Origin of the sequence: Achromobacter arsenitoxydans SY8 (assembly GCF_000236785.1) — a bacterium.
Taxonomy (GTDB): domain Bacteria; phylum Pseudomonadota; class Gammaproteobacteria; order Burkholderiales; family Burkholderiaceae_B; genus Achromobacter; species Achromobacter arsenitoxydans.
The window spans coordinates 174,464-190,985 of record NZ_AGUF01000087.1; the positions used below are offsets into that span (position 1 = coordinate 174,464).

The following is a 16,522-nucleotide window of genomic DNA, read 5'->3' on the forward strand; positions in this document are numbered from 1 at the left end:
GCGTCTAGCGCGCTTGCAGATATGCGGCCACGCGGTCTTTCAGCCCTGGCTGCGCGGCCGAGCGCACCAGGCGCGCCAGGTCCGCATCCGGCGTTTCCTGCGACAGGGCCGCATAGAGCTGCGCCCGGCTGGAATCCGTCAGGGCGGACGCCGTGTCCAGCGCCTGTTGCCCGATCTGCGGCCATTCCTGCTGCGGTGCGAGCCGGCTGGCGAATCCGTCGCGCAAGGCGTCTTCGGCGCTGAAGGTCGCTGCCTGTTCCAACACTGTGCGCGCGCGCTCCGCGCCAACCAGCGACGCGTAGCGCCGCGTGCCCAGCACCAGGCCGAACTTCAGGCCCGGCATGCGGAAGGTGGCGTCCGGCGCGCTGACGCGCCACTTGCAGGCGCCGAACACGTCCACGCCCGCGCCGAAATTGCGGCCATGCGCCAGCGCCACCGTCAGGCACGGCGACGCCGCCAGACGCTGCAGCAGGGTCTCGATGCGCACGAAGCGCAGCAGCAGATCGCCTTCGCTTTGCGCCTCCCAGTCGCCGAAGTCGAAGCCGGCGCTGAAGTTCCTGCCTTCGCCCTGCAGCACGACCGCCTTGGCGCCCTGCGCCTCGGCATCGTCCAGCGCCGCGATCAGGGCCTCGACCAGGTCCGCCGACAGCGCGTTCATCTTCTCGGGGCGCGCCAGCGTCAGCAGGTGGCGCGCGCCTTCCTTGTCGACACGCAGGACGCCGCTCATGCCGCCCCCTTGCCGGCGGCGCGCAGAGCGCCCAGCACTTCGTCGTTGTGCTCGCCCAGCGCCGGGGGACGGCGCCGCAGCGCAGTGGTTTCGCCGTCAAAGCGCACCGGCAGGCCGAAGGTGCGCGTCTGCACGCCGTTGGGCAGTTCAACCGGCTGTACCCAGCCCATGTGCTGCACCTGCGGGTCAGCCAGCACTTCCGAATAGGTGTTGATCGGCGCGCACGGCACGCCCGCCGCGCGGAAGCGTTCCAGCCAGGCTTGCGCGTCGTCCTCGGCGAAGATCGCCTCCAGGATGTCTCGCAGCGCCTCCTGGTTGCGCGCGCGGGCGCTGGTGTCGGTGAAGCGCGGATCAGCCAGCAGGTCATCGCGGCCCACTGTGGCGCACACGCTCTTCCACAAAGCCTGGTTGCCCGCCGCCATGCCGAAGTAGCCGCCCTTGCAGCGGAAGGCCTGGTACGGCGCGTTGCGCGGATGCGCCGAGCCGAGCTTGACCGGGTCTTTGCCGCTACCGAAAAATTCCGACGTCTGCAGGGCCGCGATGCCCAGCGTGGCGCCCAGCATCGGCACGTCGATGTGCGTGCCCTGCCCGCTGGCCTGGGCTGCGCGCAGCGCCGACGCGATGGCGAAGGCGCCGTACAGGCCGGCCGAAAAGTCCGCCACTGGCACGCCGCACTTGACGGGTCCGCCGCCGGCCTCGCCCGTGACGCTCATGATGCCGCTCATGGCCTGGATGGTCAGGTCAAAGCCGCCTTCCTGGGACCGCGGACCCGACTGCCCGTAGGCCGAAATCGAGCAATAGACCAGTTTGGGATTGGCTTCGCGCAACTGCACATAGCCCAGGCCCAGGCGGTCCATCACCCCTGGCCGGTTGTTTTCGATCAGCACGTCGGCGGTCAGCGCCAGCTCGCGCGCCAGGGCCAGGTCGCCGGGGTCTTTCAGGTTCAGCGTCACGGACCGCTTGTTGCGGTTGAGCGAGGCGAAGTTCTCGCTGTAGCCGTTCGAGATCGGCGGCCAGCTGCGCAGCGTATCGCCGCCTTCCGGGTTCTCGACCTTGATCACGTCCGCGCCCATGTCCGCCAACAACATGCCGCAAAAAGGTCCCGCCGCGACGTTGCAAATCTCCAGCACCGTGATGCCGGCTAGCGCCGAACTGGGTGTCATGTCTGACCTCTCGTTATGAAAATTCAATATTTGGGATTCAAAAAATTTTATAAGGCTGGGGCTAGGCCCGATGGCATTATCCAGGCCAACCGGGTTAGAAGCCGCATATTTCCGGGTAAGTCCTAGTGCAATCCCTAGGTGCCACGGTTAATTGTTGACCAGCATATCACCGTGTGGAATTCTACGTAAACCATTTATTGAAATTCAAATCCTATATTTTAGGATTTATAGAAAGGACCGCAGCGACCAAGCCGCCCCGCGACAGCGGATCCCGGCCCCGCATGCCGGCCCGCCCCCACCGAGGAGACTTGCATGAGACTGTTGTGGCGTATTGCCTTGGCCAGCGCGGTGCTGGCGCTGGCCTCCAACCCCGCCGCGGCCGACAACTGGCCCGCGAAACCCGTGCGCATGGTGGTGCCCTTCCCGCCTGGCGGCGCCACCGATGCCGCCGCGCGCATCTACGCGCAGCATCTGGGCGACTACCTGGGGCAGAGCGTGGTCGTCGAGAACAAGGCCGGCGCGGGCGGCGAGATCGGCGCGGAATTCGTCGCCAAGTCCGCCGCCGATGGCTACACGCTGCTGATGGGCGCGGTGGGCAGCCACGCGATCCACGCGGCCATGCCCGACAAGCCCGGCTACGACTTCGGCACTGCCTTCGTCGGCGTGTCCATGGCCACCAGCATGCCAATGGCGGTGGCCGTGAACAGCAGCAAAATCCCGGCCAAAAACGTGCAGGAACTGATCGCGCTGGCCAAGAGCAAGCCGGGATCCATCACCTTCGGGTCGGCCGGGCCCGGCACATCGCAACACATGGCCGGCGAACTGTTCCAGGCTGTCACGGGCGTGCGGCTCATGCACGTGCCCTACCGCGGCAGCGGCCCGGCCATCACCGATCTCCTGGGCGGCCAGATCGACATGGTCATCGAAACGCTGCCCGCGCTGCTGCCGCAGGTGGCCAGCGGCAAGATCCGGCTGCTGGGCGTCACCACCGCCGAACGCGCCACCGCCCTGCCCGACCTGCCGACCCTGAAGGAACAGGGCGTGAAGGACTATTCCGTCGCCACCACCTACGCCCTGCTCGCGCCCACGGGCACGCCGCCGGCAGTCGTCGACAAGCTGTCGGCGGGAATGCGCAAGGCCGCCGCCATGGAATCCGTGCAGCAGGCCGCCCTGAAGCTGGGCGCCGACGCGATCGCCACGTCGCCCGCGGACACCAGCGCCATGCTCAAGCGGGAAGTTGCGCGCTGGGCCGACGTGGTGCGCCTGTCGGCGGCGAAATGATGGCGCCCCGCCCCTCGCTTCCGCCAGCTGAAACAGACCTGGCCATCGTGGGCGGCGGCTCGGTCGCCGTCAGCTTCCTCTATCAGTTCCTGCTGGCGCAGAACGCCGCGGCCGCCACCCGGCCGCCAGCGATCCACCTGTTCGAGCCCCAGGCCGACCCCGGTCCCGGCGGCGCCTACCAGGACGACCTGCCCAGCAATCTGCTCAACATCCCCGCCGGCAACATGTCCGCGCGGGCGGATCGGCGGCTGGACTTCGTCGACTGGCTGCGGGAGCAGGATCCCGCCTGGCTGCACGGCTACGGCGTAACCGCTATAGATCCGTCGGACTTCCTGCCGCGGCCGCTCTTCGGCGCCTACCTGCGCGCGGTCTACGCGCGCTGCCAGACGCTTGCGCGAACGCTGGGCGTGGCGCTCGCGCACGTGCCCAGCCGGGTGCGCAGGGTGGCGCCGCTGCCCGATGGCCGCGTGCTTGTCGAACCCGAACAGGGCGCGCCGCTGCGGGCGCGATACGCCGTGCTGTGTAACGGCAACCTGCCGTCGCAGGCCTTTCCCGCGCTGGAAGGCGCGCCGGGCTACTTCAACAGCCCCTACCCGGTTTCGGCGCTTGCGGCCGATATTGCGCCCGATGCGCCGGTGTGCGTTGTGGGCACCAGCCTGAGCGCGGTGGACGCCGTGGCGGCGCTGCAGCAGGCCGGCCATCGCGGCCCCATCCTGTGCACGTCGCGCAATGGCCGCCTGCCTTCGGTGCGCAGCCCGCACAACAGGCCGCCCGACATGCTGCGGCAGTTAAGCCGCGACGGCGCCCTGCTGCTGGCCGCGCGGCACGGCGGCGCGCTGTCGCTGGACGTCGTGTGGGATGCGCTGCGCAACGAAGTGCTGGCGCTGGGCGGATCGCTGGACGACGACGACGTCTTCGGACTCGATGGCGACGCGCGTGCGGCGCTGGACGCAGAGATACGCCGCTCGGCGGCCGCGGCCCGTCCCTGGCAGGCGGTGGCGGCGGCCACCAATGCCGCGGTGGACCAGATCTGGCATCTGCTGCCGCTCAGCGAGCGCGGCCGCTTCCAGTCGGACTGGCGATCGCTCTGGATGGCGCGGCGCGCCACGTTCCCGATGCGCAATGCCCTGAAGCTGCAGGCGCTGCTGGAAACCGGTCAGTTGCGCGTCGCCCCCGGCTACCTGGACAGCGTCCACAACCCGGCCGACGGCGCATTCCACACGCGCCTGCGCACCGCGGACGGCGAGATCACGCATTCCAGCCGCTACCTGATCAACGCCACCAGCTTCTCGGTGGACGCTGCGCGCACGCAGGACCCGCTGGTGGCCGCGCTGCTGCGCGAGGGCCATGCCCGCGCCGACCCGCAGGGCGGATTGGCGCTGGACTACGCCACCGGCTGCCTGCAGGACGCCCACGGACACTCGCAGGCCGGCATCTCGGTACTGGGCAGCCTGGCGGGCGGCACGTACTTCTGGACGACGTCCATGGACGTCAACGCCCGGCTCGCGCAGGGCCAGGCCGAGCGCATCGCGGCCGCGCTGGCCGCTACTGATCCAGGAAGCCCCGGCGATACCCCATCCCTTGCGAGATGGACTGCGCACAGGCCGCCACATCCGGCGCCAGCTGCTTCATCCTAGCGGCGCTCAGGCGGTCAAGCGGACCGGAGATCCCGACCGCCGCCACGGGCTGGTCCAGGCTGTTGAACACGGTCACGGCCAGCCCGCCCACCCCTTCACGCCATTCGCCGCGATTGACCGCATAGCCGGCGCGCTCGATCTTGCGCAGCTCATCCTTGAGCAGCGGCATCGACACGATCGTGGACGGCGTGTGGCGGACCAGCTGGTCCACATAGCGTTCGACGTAGCCTTCGGCCTGATAGGCCAGCAGGGCCTTGCCCGTGGCCACCGCATAGGCCGGCGCGCGGCCGCCCACCATGGAATACGCGCGGATGGGCTGCGGGCTGTCGATCTTGTCCACATAGACCACATCAAAGCCGTCCAGCACCGACAGATGCACGGTCTCGCCGGTCTGGTCCGCCAGCGTGCGCATGAAGGGCGCGGCCAGCTTGCGCACGTCCAGCTGCGCCAACTGCCGCGCCGCCAGTTCGAACAGGCGCACCGCGCCGCGGTAGCCGCCGCCGTCATCGTCCTTGATCACGTAGCCCGCATGTATCAGCGTCTGCAGCGTGCGGTGCGTATTGCTGCGGGTCAGCCCGACGCGGGCGGCCAGCGCGTCGATCGTGCGCGGCGGATTGTCCACATCGGTCACCGCCTCCAACACCATCAGGCCTTTGAGCAGCGTCTTGTCCATTCGTCATTTTTCCTAATATTCAGGACGGGAACATAGCATGAGACACCGCGCGGGAACAACGCCTTCGGCGCGCCCGGATCAGGCCAGCGCGGCGCGCACCGCCGCCGACCGGTCCCACAGATTGGGCAGGCTGGGCGACGAATATCCCGACACGAAAGGCTTGGCCTGGCCGGTCGCGGGATCGTAGACATGGCGCGAGACCGCGCCGATATTGCCGCCGTACAGATGCACGCTGATCGACACGCGGTCGGGGTAGGCGTTGGACACCCGATGAATGTCGCCCTCGGCTGGCGACAGGCGTTCTACGTCGCCGGGGCGCAGGGTCGTCGCGTCACCCTGCTGCGCCAGGCGGCCTGCGGCATCCCGGACGTAGCGCTGGTTGATCTCGGCGCCGCGCAGCATGCCCACGTAGCCCCAGACTTCGTGGTCATGCACCGGAGTGAACTGCCCCGGCCCCCACACAAAACTCACCAGCGAAAACCGCTCCAGCGGATCGCAATGCAGCAGGTACTGCTGGTAGTACTGCGGATGCGGCGCGGTACAGGCCTCGGGCAGCCAGTCGTCGTGGCCCACCAGGTCCGCGAACGCGGCTTCCAGCTCGGGCGTCTGCGCCAGCGCCTCGGGCGACGCAAGCCGGGTCGCGGTGGCGATAAAGCGGCGCAGCCGGTCCAGTCCGGCGTTCGATTCAGGCATTGCTTGTCTCCCAGCAGATTGGAATCCCAGATTGAAAAAACAGTATCCACCATTCGGGACATCCGCGCACGTCCCCTCCCCGCACGGAGCCCCTAGTTCCCGCAAAGCGGCGCTTGACAGGTCCTTGCCCGCGCGTGCAGCGTATCGGACTGTCTGCAAGGTTGGAAATGAAAAACACGCATCACGATATTCCGCCCGCGCTGGCGCAGGCGCTGCGCCAGGCGCGGCGCGTCGTCGTCTTCACGGGCGCCGGGGTTTCCGCGGAAAGCGGCATCGCCACCTTCCGCGACGCGCTGACCGGCCTGTGGTCGCGCTTTGACGCACAGGCGCTGGCCACCCCCGAAGCATTTGCGGCGGATCCCGATATCGTCTGGGGCTGGTACGAGTGGCGGCGCGCGCAGGTCCTGCGCGCCGCGCCCAACGCGGCGCACCGGGCCATCGCGGACTTGGCGCGGCACGTGCCCGAACTGGCCGTCATCACGCAGAACGTGGACGACCTGCACGAACGCGCGGGCAGCCCCTGCGTCACGCACCTGCACGGCAGCCTGCACGCGCCGCGCTGTTCGCGCTGCGCGTCGCCACAGGCCTTTGCCGTGGATGTCCCCGATGAACCCGAAGCCGGCCGCCGCATCACGCCCCCGGCCTGCACCGCCTGCGGCGCGCCCGTGCGGCCCGGCGTGGTCTGGTTTGGCGAAAGCCTGCCCGCCCAGGCCTGGAACGACGCCTTGCGGGCGGCGCAGGGCTGCGACCTGCTGTTCAGCATCGGCACCTCGTCGCTGGTCTATCCGGCGGCGGAACTCCCCCGGCTGGCCCTGGCGGGCGGCGCCACGGTCGTGCAGGTCAATCCCGCCGCCACGCCGCTGGATGCGCAGGCGCACCACAATCTGCGCGGCGCGGCCGCCGACGTGATGCCCTGCCTGCTCGCCAGCGCAGGCTTCGGCGAGGATTCGTGAGGAAGTAAGGGCCGCATGCGGCATTCATTGACGCCGCGCACGCCAGCCGAGGGGAAACCCCAAATCTCACCATTGCAACAGAGCGATACAGTGCTGTAATGGGTTTCGATTGTGGAGATGATCATTCCGTTTTCCTGGAGACTTCCCGATGTCTTCGTACGTTCGCCAGACGGTGTGCTGCACCGTGTGGTGCGCCATGCCACGACGACGGAAACCATCGCCAAGCTTGAGGGCATGCCCAGCAATTACCACCTGGATTGCGAATGCAAGCTCGATAACGGCGAAACCCTGTGCTGGATCGGCAACAACCAGTATCGCCAGATGGACGGCGACGCTATCTACCTTGCCGAATCCGCGACCACCACACCTCGGGGCGAGAACCGCAAAAGCGGCGGCGCTCCGGGCGATGAAAACGCAGCAGTCGCTCGTGGGGCTACGCGCAATGATCTTGCCAACGCCCTCAGGCACTTGCCGACAGCTGTAGTCAATCTAAAAACCGGCAACGATTGGAGCTTGATACGCGCGTGGCGCGAGCACCTCAATATCACCACTGCGGATATGGCTGCTCGGCTGGGCGTCGACCACTCCATCTATATTGAATTGGAACGGCCGCGTCCGCGGCCCCGGCAGATCATCCTTGATCGCGTGTCGGCGGCCCTGGGCGTTTCCCCGGAACAACTCGATGATTCATTGTTAGGAGGACAGCTTCGTTAGCGCCCGGCTCGGCGGCATGCTTTTCGCGCCGGCACTACGAAATGTTCAAACGACTTTGGCGCCGACTCAAAACGGCCCGCGCATGGAGGTATTGAAAATGCTCGGCACCGCAAGACGATTGACCGACGTGCTTGCCACGTCGCCCGACGGCACGTTGTACCGCATAGAACGATTCGTCTCCGATCCCGGCGCGTACTCCGCGCTGGGCACTTCCCGTTTCGACCCCAAGACCCACTGCGTCTGCCGCACCAGTTCCGGCGAAAAAGTCGCGTGGCTGGGCGGCCAGACCTACCAATTGCTCAAGACCGGCACATCATTGACGGCGGTGGACCGACGACGCGGCTAGCGTCACAAAGCGCGCCACCACGATGTTCATAAACGTCGTGAGCTTGCGCAGGGCTGCGCCGGACAAAACAAAAGCGGCTTGATGGAAAACCATCAAGCCGCCTTTTTTACCGCTGAAACCGCGCTGTTTTGCGTGATTTCGAATAAGTTGGTGCGCCCGGCAGGATTCGAACCTACGACCCCCTGGTTCGTAGCCAGGTACTCTATCCAGCTGAGCTACGGGCGCCCCGAAAGAGGCGTGTTTATAACACGAAAGAATCATGCCATGCAAATCGGCTGGGAAAAATCCGGTCATGGACCAACCTGCCTCCGGCGTGTTTGTGCGATATCAATGAAACGCACATGCACAGCGCAGTACGCTGAACAAAGCTTCATAGAAACGCATCAGGCAGACAAGCATGGCCAAGAAGTTTCCCCTGCACCCCAAACACCCCGAACGCATCTGCTGGGGCTGCGACCGCTACTGCCCCACCGATTCCATGGCCTGCGGCAACGGCTCCGGACGCACCATGCATCCCGCCGAATCGCTGGGCGACGACTGGTATCTGTTCGGAGACTGGGGATTCGACGACAACGACGAAAAGCCGCAAGCCAGGAAAGAAGAAGCAATGAGCCACTGACGCTGCGTGGCCGCCAATCATGGCCGCACGCGCATCCGCAAGCAAACCGGCGACGCAAAACAAAAAGGCCTTCGATTCAAGATCAAAGGCCTTTCCATTTTCTTTGCGGCTGTCTTGCGACAAGTGGTGCGCCCGGCAGGATTCGAACCTACGACCCCCTGGTTCGTAGCCAGGTACTCTATCCAGCTGAGCTACGGGCGCTCCGGCAAAGAGGCAAAATTATATCAGAATAATCGTGCCGCGTTTACTACTATTGCACTGCTTTTTTTAATGCTTTTGCTTTTCTGATCCCAGGCTGCCCGCATCAATGATGCATGCAACGTGAAACTTGGTGCGCCCGGCAGGATTCGAACCTACGACCCCCTGGTTCGTAGCCAGGTACTCTATCCAGCTGAGCTACGGGCGCGTCAAAAAGCAAGCCTTGAATAATAGCGTTGTTTCTAAATTCGCGCAAGTCGGGCAGCGCATGTATCGCGTGCGTACAGCTTCCCGACAGCGGATGGTCACACCGATAAAACCTTGTCTCTTTAGCCTAGCGGCCGTTACCGATGCCGGCTGTCATCCGGCGATCTCGCGACGCAATGACAGTGCGCCGCGCCATCCGCAAGCTCAAGAGTCCCATTCATGTCTGACAAAGAAAAAAGCACTGGAGAACCTTCCCAGGAATCCACGGACGCAACGCCGCCCGTACGCGCCACCCGCCGCGGCTTTCTGACCGGCATCGCCGCATTGGGCGCCAGCGCGGCCGCCATGGGCGCGCTGTCCGGCTGCTCCAGCGACGATGACGACGACACCCCCGCGGCATCCACGCCAACGCCCGACCCCGACCCCACGCCGGCCCCGGACCTGACCACGCAACTGCGCGAGAACGTCAAAACGCTGGTCGTGATCTTTGCCGAGAACCGCAGCTTCAACAACCTGTTCGCCAACTTCCCCGGCGTCGAAAAGCCCCTGTCCGCACTCACGGCGGCCGACTACACCCAGCTCGATCGCGACGGCACGCCGCTGTCCGTGCTTCCGCCCGTCTGGAACGGCATGGTGCCCACGTCGCAGCAGGTCAACCACATCGCCTACCAGGTCGATCAGGCGGCGGCCTACATGAACAACCTGCCCAACGCGCCCTTCGCACTGCAAGGGCCGCAGGGCGAACCCCTGCCCCAGGGCGTCGTCACGCGCGACCTCTGGCACGTGTTCTATCAGAACCAGATGCAGATCAACGGCGGCAAGAACGACAAGTTTGTCGCCTGGGCGGACTCTGGCGCGCTGGTCATGGGCCACTATGGCGACTCGGCCTACAACCTGCGCCTGTGGAAGCTGGCGCAGGAATTCGTACTGTGCGACAACTTCTTCCAGGGCGCCTTCGGCGGCTCGTTCCTGAACCATCAGTATCTGGTGGCCGGACGCCCGCCGTTCTATCCCGATGCTGCGGATTCGGTCGCCAAGACCCAGATCGCGCAACTGCAAAGCTCCGACCCCGCCGACCCGCGCCTGGCGCCCAAGCCGGCGTCGCCCGCCAGCGCGCTGACGGGCATTCCGCAATTCGGGGCCAGCGCCCTGACGCCCGACGGCTATGGCGTCAATACCATGGCCCCGCCCTACTGGCCATCGTTCAGCCGCGACACCACCGATCCGACGCTAGCCGACCCGACCAGCCCGCAGACCATGCCGCCGCAATCGCACGCCAACATCGGCGACCTGATGAGCGCGAAGGGACTGGACTGGGCCTGGTACGCCGGCGGCTGGCAGGCCGCCGTGGACTCGACCGCCAGCACCGGCTTCCCGTCGTCGCCCAACTTCCAGGCGCATCACCAGCCTTTCAACTATTTCAAGAGCACCGCGCCCGGCACCGCAGCGCGCACGGCGCATATCCGCGACGGCGGCCTGGGCGATCTGAATTCGACCAACAAGTTCCTTGCCGACGCCGAGGCCGGCACGCTGCCCCCGCTGACGTTCTACAAGCCGCAAGGCAATCTGAACATGCACGCGGGCTATGCGGATGTGGACTCGGGCGACCGTCACATCGCGCACATCGTGGACAGTCTCAGGAAAAGCAAGCAGTGGGACAACATGGTGGTCGTGATCACCGTCGACGAAAACGGCGGCTGGTGGGACCATGTGGCGCCGCCTCAGGGCGACCGCTGGGGCCCTGGCACGCGCATCCCCGCGGTGATCGCCTCGCCCTTCGCCAAGAAGGGCACCGTGGACCACACGGTCTACGACACGGGGTCGATCCTGCGCCTGGCGACGCGAATTTTTGACCTGCCCATGCTGGAAGGCCTGAAGGCGCGCGATGACGCAATGACCGGCCGCGGCCAGGCTGCAATGGGCGACCTGACCAATGCGCTGACCTTCGGCGCCTGAGGCGCGTCTGCGGCGGCGGGCCCGCCTGCGCGGCGCCCGCCACCCCTTCCGCATTTGAATGAAGCCTCCATGATCTGGGCGGGTGCTGCGTGGATGCGTACGGCCCGCAGCGTGCGAAAATCCATGGTCTACCCGCCGAGGCCATCCCCGTGAAGCACCTGCTTGCCAGCCTGGACAAACTGCATGAATTCGATGAAGTCATCGACGTGCGCACGCCGCTGGAATTTGCCGACGACCACATTCCCGGCGCCTGCAACGCGCCCGTGCTCAGCAACGAAGAGCGCGTGCTGATCGGCACGATGTACAAGCAGATTTCGCCCTTCGAAGCCTCGCGGGCCGGCGCCGCCATCGTCGCCCGCAACATCGCCCGCCACCTGGAGACCACCTTTGCGGACCGTCCCCAACGCTGGCGTCCGCTGGTGTACTGCTGGCGCGGCGGCAAGCGCTCGGGTTCCATGACGCTCATGTTCAACATGATCGGCTGGCGCGCCCGGCAACTGGACGGCGGCTACAAGAGTTACCGCGGCGCCACGCTGGCAACCCTGCAGGCCTTGCCATCCGCGCTGCGATACGTGGTGCTGACCGGCCCCACCGGCAGCGGCAAGACCAGGCTGCTGCACGCCCTGATGCAAGCGGGCGCACAGACGCTGGACCTGGAGGAGCTCGCCTCTCATCGCGGCTCGCTGCTGGGCGCCCTGCCCAACGCGCAGCAGCCCTCGCAAAAGCGTTTCGACACCCTGCTCGCCGCCCGCCTGCGCGAATTCGATCCCGGCTTGCCGGTCTTCGTCGAAGCAGAAAGCCGCAAGATCGGCGCGGTCGAGGTGCCGGCCGCCTTGCTGCACGCCATGCACCAGGGAGCCTGCATCGAAGTCCGCGCCACGCGCGAAGACCGCACGGCCTTTCTGCAGCAGGACTACGCGCAGCTATTCGACGACCCGCAGTGGCTGAAGGCGCAATTGCAGCGCATGCTGGGCCTGCACAGCCGCGACACCATCGGCGGCTGGATCAGGCTCGTGGACGAAGGCCGCCGCGTAGACCTGGCGCGCGACCTTATCGAACGCCACTACGACCCCGCCTATGCGCGCAGTTCCCAATCGCACTTCGTGCGCTTGCCGCAGGCCCTGCGCATGGACTTTCGGCCCAATGACGCCGACGTGCTGGAGCAGGCCCGGGCGCTCATTGAGCGGCTGCGATGACGGGTTCATCCACCAACCACATGCCAGCAGGCATGTCGAAGATCTCGCAGTCCACTTCCTCCCCCTTGCGCTCCAGCACGACGAAGTCGCCCGCAGCCAGCGCCAGCAGAGGGTGATGCCAGACGTCGGGCCCCAGCGTGATGCCGGCGCCGCCATCCGCGCGGAAAGCCTTCAGCGTCGCCATGTCCGGCGCCGTGGCGCCCAAGGCCACCATCACCACGAACGGCGTGCCCATCATCGGCACGAAGGTCTGGCTGCCCAAGCGGTGCCGCTCCATCATCTTCACTTCGAAAGGCAGGCTGCCCGGCCTGGCGCGGAACACACTGAGCGAAGGGCGGCCGCCGTGGCTCAGGATGTCGGGCTCCGGCATATCCACGCGTAGCGTCGTCCCGGCGTTGATATCGCGGCCATCGCGGCCTGCGCTGGTGATCACGGCGCCGTAAGGGGCAAAGGCAGCGGGCGTCAGCGCGGCGAGCGGGATTCGATGGGGCAGCATCTGAAGTTGTGCGCTTTCGGGCCTGATGAGGCGACCTTGGTGATTCGAGCTGCGCACGGGAGGAACGCCAGGCTCGCCAGTCGATTGAGCAGCCCCCCCGCCGTTGCGGGCTGACTGCACCTGGATTCTACGATAACCAAGACCTTTCTTGATTTCCGGCGCGGCATTCATGTGTATGCAGAACACGATCTCACCGCCGCGCCTGCGCTCGTTCGCCCATCACGACCGCGACATGCCCGCAAACCCGTTAGCCCCGTCCCGCCCCTGACAGAACCCGGCCGCCTGGCACCCGACTCGCTTTTAAATAGTCGTTATTTATCAATGACATATCACAAAGGAAGCTAACTTTCGTACTTATCCCATATATCTGGCGAGACTTTCACTGAAGAATGCCGCGGTACTGACCTAGCTTCACCAAAGGTCAACACCAACGTCAATATCAACTGAATCGGTGGGTCTTATGTCTGCTAACCCTTACAGGAAATCTACGCTTATCCAACCTTCATTGCCGGATGCCGCAACAACGCATGAAGCCGCGCGGCACCCGCATGAAAAATCGGCTCCCTTCATCAGCAATGCAATAGTGACCGCCATCAGGGGGGCCAGGAACCAGGAGGCCGCCTCAACAATAAATCTGCGCTCACCTTTGGTTCGCGTCACATACGGCGCATCGCTGCTTGCGTTCTGTGGCATGCCGTATATCGGACACGCAAGCCCCATCACCGCTGGAAATAGCCTTATCGTGGACGCGGGTGCGGCGGTGGCCATGAACGGCCACAGCCAATCCGTCGGCGCGCTGAACACGCTTGCGGGCGGCCGCATTGGCATCGACGGCGCCCTGACCATCACGGATAAGCAGCGATCCCCAGAATCCATAAGCGGCGGCAGCATCGAGGCCGGCACACTGTTTGGCAACGGTTCACTGCTGATCAATCGACATGACGGCCCGAACATCGTTCACGTCAACGGCGCGCAGGCCGGCTATACCGGCTCGGTCACGGTCTCGGGGGGATCGCAGTTGCTGCTCAACGCTCCCAATGCCTTTAACAACGCCTCCGACATCACGCTGACGTCGGCCTCCGACATTCTGCGCTTCGGCAGCCTGAGTGCGCATGACCCCGCCTGGACGGGCGTCGCCAACGGCATAATACAGACGCCACTTTTCGGCCTGGGCACGGTTCAGATCCGGGACGGCGCGGAAGTCGCGTTTCACGTCAACAACACCCTTTCCCCCACCAACTCCCCTTTTTCCGGGCGGTTCGAGATCGACGCCAGCTCGGTACTGCGAACAGCGCACTTCTTGCCCCTTAGCACGGCAGGCGTCCACAACGACGGCACGTTAGTGGCAACCGCCGGCATCAACAACTGGGAGGTACCCAGCGCGATAAGCGGCTCGGGCGACCTCGTCAAAGAAGGCGCCGCCGAACTCAGGCTGTCGAACACTAACAGCAGCTATACCGGCGCAACCTTGGTTCGTGCCGGAACGCTGCGCCTGGACGAAAACTATGTCCTGGGCCAAACCGATAACCTTTTCGTGGACGCGGGTGCGGCGGTGGCCATGAACGGCCACAGCCAATCCGTCGGCGCGCTGAACACGCTTGCGGGCGGCCGCATTGGCATCGACGGCGCCCTGACCATCACGGATAAGCAGCGATCCCCAGAATCCATAAGCGGCGGCAGCATCGAGGCCGGCACACTGTTTGGCAACGGTTCACTGCTGATCAATCGACATGACGGCCCGAACATCGTTCACGTCAACGGCGCGCAGGCCGGCTATACCGGCTCGGTCACGGTCTCGGGGGGATCGCAGTTGCTGCTCAACTCTACCCAGGCCTTTAACAACGCCTCCGGCATCACGCTGACCTCGGCCTCCGACACCGTGCGCTTCGGCAGCCTGAGTGCGCATGACCCCGCCTGGACGGGCGTCGCCAACGGCATAATACAGACGCCACTTTTCGGCCTGGGCACGGTTCAGATCCGAGACGGCGCGGAAGTCGCGTTTCACGTCAACAACACCCTTCCCCCCAACAACTCCCCTTTTTCCGGGCGGTTCGAGATCGACGCCAGCTCGGTACTGCGAACAACGCACTTCTTGCCCTTTGGCACGGCAGGCGTCCACAACGACGGCACGTTTGTGGCAACCGCCAACATCCGCAACTGGGAGGCACACATGGCGATAAGCGGCTCGGGCGACCTCGTCAAAGAAGGCCCCGCCGAACTCAGGCTGTCGAACACTAACAGCAGCTATACCGGCGCAACCTTGGTTCGTGCCGGAACGCTGCGCCTGGACGAAAACCATGTCCTGGGCCAAACCGATAACCTTTTCGTGGACGCGGGTGCGGCGGTGGCCATGAACGGCCACAGCCAATCCGTCGGCGCGCTGAACACGCTTGCGGGCGGCCGCATCGGCATCGACGGCGCCCTGACCATCACGGATAAGCAGCGATCCCCAGAATCCATAAGCGGCGGCAGCATCGAGGCCGGCACACTGTTTGGCAACGGTTCACTGCTGATCAATCGACATGACGGCCCGAACATCGTTCACGTCAATGGCGCGCAGGCCGGCTATACCGGCTCGGTCACGGTCTCGGGGGGATCGCAGTTGCTGCTCAACTCTCCCGATGCCTTTAACAACGCCTCCGGCATCACGCTGACGTCGGCCTCCGACATCCTGCGCTTCGGCAACCTGAGTGCGCATGACCCCGCCTGGACGGGCGTCGCCAACGGCGTAATGCAGACGCCACTTTCCGGCCTGGGTACGGTTCAGATCCGGGACGGCTCGGATGTCAGGCTTGACGGCAATTACTCCCTTTTTGCTGGGCGTTTCGAAATCGACGCCAGCTCGGTACTGCGGGCATCGGGCAGTCAAGACCTCGGCGCGGCCAGCATCCACAACGACGGCACGTTTGTAGCAACCGACCACAACGACTGGAAACTTTCCACAGCGCTAGCCGGCAGCGGCGCCTTCGTTAAAAACGGCTCCGGCATTCTTAATGTGGACGACCAGCTGTCCGGTTTCACGGGCCTGACGCGCGTCAGCGCAGGAACCCTGAAGTTCGGCAGCACGGCGCTTGCCGGCACGGTCGGCGGTTCGATCGACATCGCAGCGGGCGCAACCCTGTCCGGCACCGGCAAGGTTGCCAGCAGCGTCCTGAGCCGCGGCACGGTCGCTCCGGGTTCGTCCATCGGCAACATGACCATTGCCGGAAACTACACGAGCGCGGGCGGCGCGCTGCACCTTGAAACCGTGCTGGACGGCGATGCCTCGCCGACTGACCGGCTGGTGATCACCGGCGACGTCTCCGGCACCACCCAAGTATCGGTTACCAACCGGGGCGGCGCCGGTGCGCAGACGGTCAACGGCATCAAGGTCATCGAAATCGGCGGAGCCTCGCCCGCCAACGCCTTTGCACTGACTGGGGACTTTGTCACCGCCGACGGGCAGCAGGCGGTGGTGGCGGGCGCTTACGCCTACACCCTGCAACACAACAGCCCGTCGCTGCCCGCCGACGGCAACTGGTATCTGACCTCGGCGCTAAGCACCAGTCCGTCGACGGGCACTGGTTCGTCGACGGGCAACGGTTCGTCCACGGGCAACGGTTCGTCCACGGGTACAGGTCCGTCCACGGGTACTGGTCCGTCGACGGGCAACGGTTCGTCGAC

General features: G+C 65.5%; 15 protein-coding genes and 3 tRNA genes. 9 read left to right on the top strand and 9 right to left on the bottom strand.

Annotated features, from left to right (window positions below; all coding sequences use genetic code 11):
- Positions 1 to 4: 4 nt before the first annotated feature.
- Both KYC_RS26830 and KYC_RS26835 read right to left on the bottom strand, forming a co-directional pair.
- Positions 5 to 727 carry an enoyl-CoA hydratase/isomerase family protein gene (locus tag KYC_RS26830; RefSeq protein ID WP_008168463.1) on the bottom strand — a complete coding sequence of 241 codons (723 nt, stop codon included), beginning with the start codon at positions 725 to 727 and terminating at the stop codon, positions 5 to 7.
- Positions 724 to 1,890, bottom strand: coding sequence for a CaiB/BaiF CoA transferase family protein (locus KYC_RS26835; RefSeq protein WP_008168464.1), 1,167 nt, complete (start codon positions 1,888 to 1,890; stop codon positions 724 to 726). Before KYC_RS26835 ends, KYC_RS26830 begins: the two co-directional genes overlap by 4 nt.
- A gap of 312 nt (positions 1,891 to 2,202) precedes the next feature.
- Between KYC_RS26835 and KYC_RS26840 the strand changes: the two genes are divergently transcribed.
- Positions 2,203 to 3,171, top strand: a complete 969-nt coding sequence (locus KYC_RS26840; protein WP_008168466.1) for a Bug family tripartite tricarboxylate transporter substrate binding protein — start codon at positions 2,203 to 2,205, stop codon at positions 3,169 to 3,171.
- Entirely contained in the window at positions 3,168 to 4,808 is a 1,641-nt protein-coding gene (locus tag KYC_RS26845; RefSeq protein ID WP_238531998.1) for an FAD/NAD(P)-binding protein, read from the top strand. The genes KYC_RS26840 and KYC_RS26845 overlap by 4 nt, the downstream gene beginning before the upstream one ends.
- Here the strand turns inward: KYC_RS26845 and KYC_RS29135 are convergent.
- Positions 4,717 to 5,481: an IclR family transcriptional regulator gene (locus tag KYC_RS29135; RefSeq protein WP_008168470.1), complete on the bottom strand. Its 765-nt coding sequence runs from the start codon at positions 5,479 to 5,481 to the stop codon at positions 4,717 to 4,719. The genes KYC_RS26845 and KYC_RS29135 overlap by 92 nt on opposite strands.
- Positions 5,482 to 5,559: 78 nt before the next feature.
- On the bottom strand, positions 5,560 to 6,174 hold the full coding sequence (locus tag KYC_RS26855) for a cysteine dioxygenase family protein (protein ID WP_008168471.1): 615 nt from the start codon (positions 6,172 to 6,174) through the stop codon (positions 5,560 to 5,562).
- A gap of 167 nt (positions 6,175 to 6,341) precedes the next feature.
- On the opposite strand from KYC_RS26855, the gene KYC_RS26860 reads away from it, so the two are divergent.
- From KYC_RS26860 to KYC_RS26870, 3 genes are all read left to right on the top strand, one after another.
- A complete protein-coding gene (locus tag KYC_RS26860; RefSeq protein ID WP_008168472.1) occupies positions 6,342 to 7,127 on the top strand; it encodes an SIR2 family NAD-dependent protein deacylase in 786 nt (261 codons plus the stop codon).
- Between the two features lie 111 nt (positions 7,128 to 7,238).
- Positions 7,239 to 7,841, top strand: coding sequence for a helix-turn-helix domain-containing protein (locus KYC_RS26865; RefSeq protein ID WP_043519351.1), 603 nt, complete (start codon positions 7,239 to 7,241; stop codon positions 7,839 to 7,841).
- Positions 7,842 to 7,938: 97 nt separating this feature from the next.
- Entirely contained in the window at positions 7,939 to 8,187 is a 249-nt protein-coding gene (locus KYC_RS26870) for a hypothetical protein (protein ID WP_193353360.1), read from the top strand.
- Positions 8,188 to 8,335: 148 nt separating this feature from the next.
- On the opposite strand, the gene KYC_RS26875 is transcribed toward KYC_RS26870, so the two are convergent.
- Positions 8,336 to 8,412: transfer RNA gene (locus KYC_RS26875), tRNA-Arg, on the bottom strand.
- 172 nt (positions 8,413 to 8,584) lie between these two features.
- Between KYC_RS26875 and KYC_RS26880 the strand changes: the two genes are divergently transcribed.
- Positions 8,585 to 8,806 carry a DUF3079 domain-containing protein gene (locus KYC_RS26880; protein ID WP_008168475.1) on the top strand — a complete coding sequence of 74 codons (222 nt, stop codon included), beginning with the start codon at positions 8,585 to 8,587 and terminating at the stop codon, positions 8,804 to 8,806.
- A 124-nt stretch (positions 8,807 to 8,930) separates the two neighbouring features.
- Here the strand turns inward: KYC_RS26880 and KYC_RS26885 are convergent.
- A tRNA-Arg gene (locus KYC_RS26885) sits at positions 8,931 to 9,007 on the bottom strand.
- A 128-nt stretch (positions 9,008 to 9,135) separates the two neighbouring features.
- Positions 9,136 to 9,212, bottom strand: a tRNA-Arg gene (locus KYC_RS26890).
- Between the two features lie 218 nt (positions 9,213 to 9,430).
- On the opposite strand from KYC_RS26890, the gene acpA reads away from it, so the two are divergent.
- Positions 9,431 to 11,167: an acid phosphatase gene (acpA, locus tag KYC_RS26895; RefSeq protein ID WP_008168476.1), complete on the top strand. Its 1,737-nt coding sequence runs from the start codon at positions 9,431 to 9,433 to the stop codon at positions 11,165 to 11,167.
- A 149-nt stretch (positions 11,168 to 11,316) separates the two neighbouring features.
- Positions 11,317 to 12,363 (top strand): tRNA 2-selenouridine(34) synthase MnmH, encoded by a 1,047-nt coding sequence (gene mnmH / locus KYC_RS26900; RefSeq protein WP_008168478.1) that lies wholly within the window; start codon positions 11,317 to 11,319, stop codon positions 12,361 to 12,363.
- Here mnmH and KYC_RS26905 read toward each other — a convergent pair.
- Entirely contained in the window at positions 12,344 to 12,859 is a 516-nt protein-coding gene (locus KYC_RS26905) for an ureidoglycolate lyase (RefSeq protein ID WP_008168480.1), read from the bottom strand. The two genes, mnmH and KYC_RS26905, sit on opposite strands and share 20 nt — an antisense overlap.
- Positions 12,860 to 13,333: 474 nt before the next feature.
- The gene (locus tag KYC_RS30010) at positions 13,334 to 13,627 is read right to left on the bottom strand and encodes a hypothetical protein (RefSeq protein ID WP_238531999.1); all 294 of its coding nucleotides are present in this window, start codon (positions 13,625 to 13,627) and stop codon (positions 13,334 to 13,336) included.
- Between KYC_RS30010 and KYC_RS26910 the strand changes: the two genes are divergently transcribed.
- Positions 13,626 to 16,522: autotransporter outer membrane beta-barrel domain-containing protein (locus tag KYC_RS26910; protein ID WP_043519352.1), on the top strand; the 2,897-nt coding region annotated here is incomplete at its 3' end. The genes KYC_RS30010 and KYC_RS26910 overlap by 2 nt on opposite strands.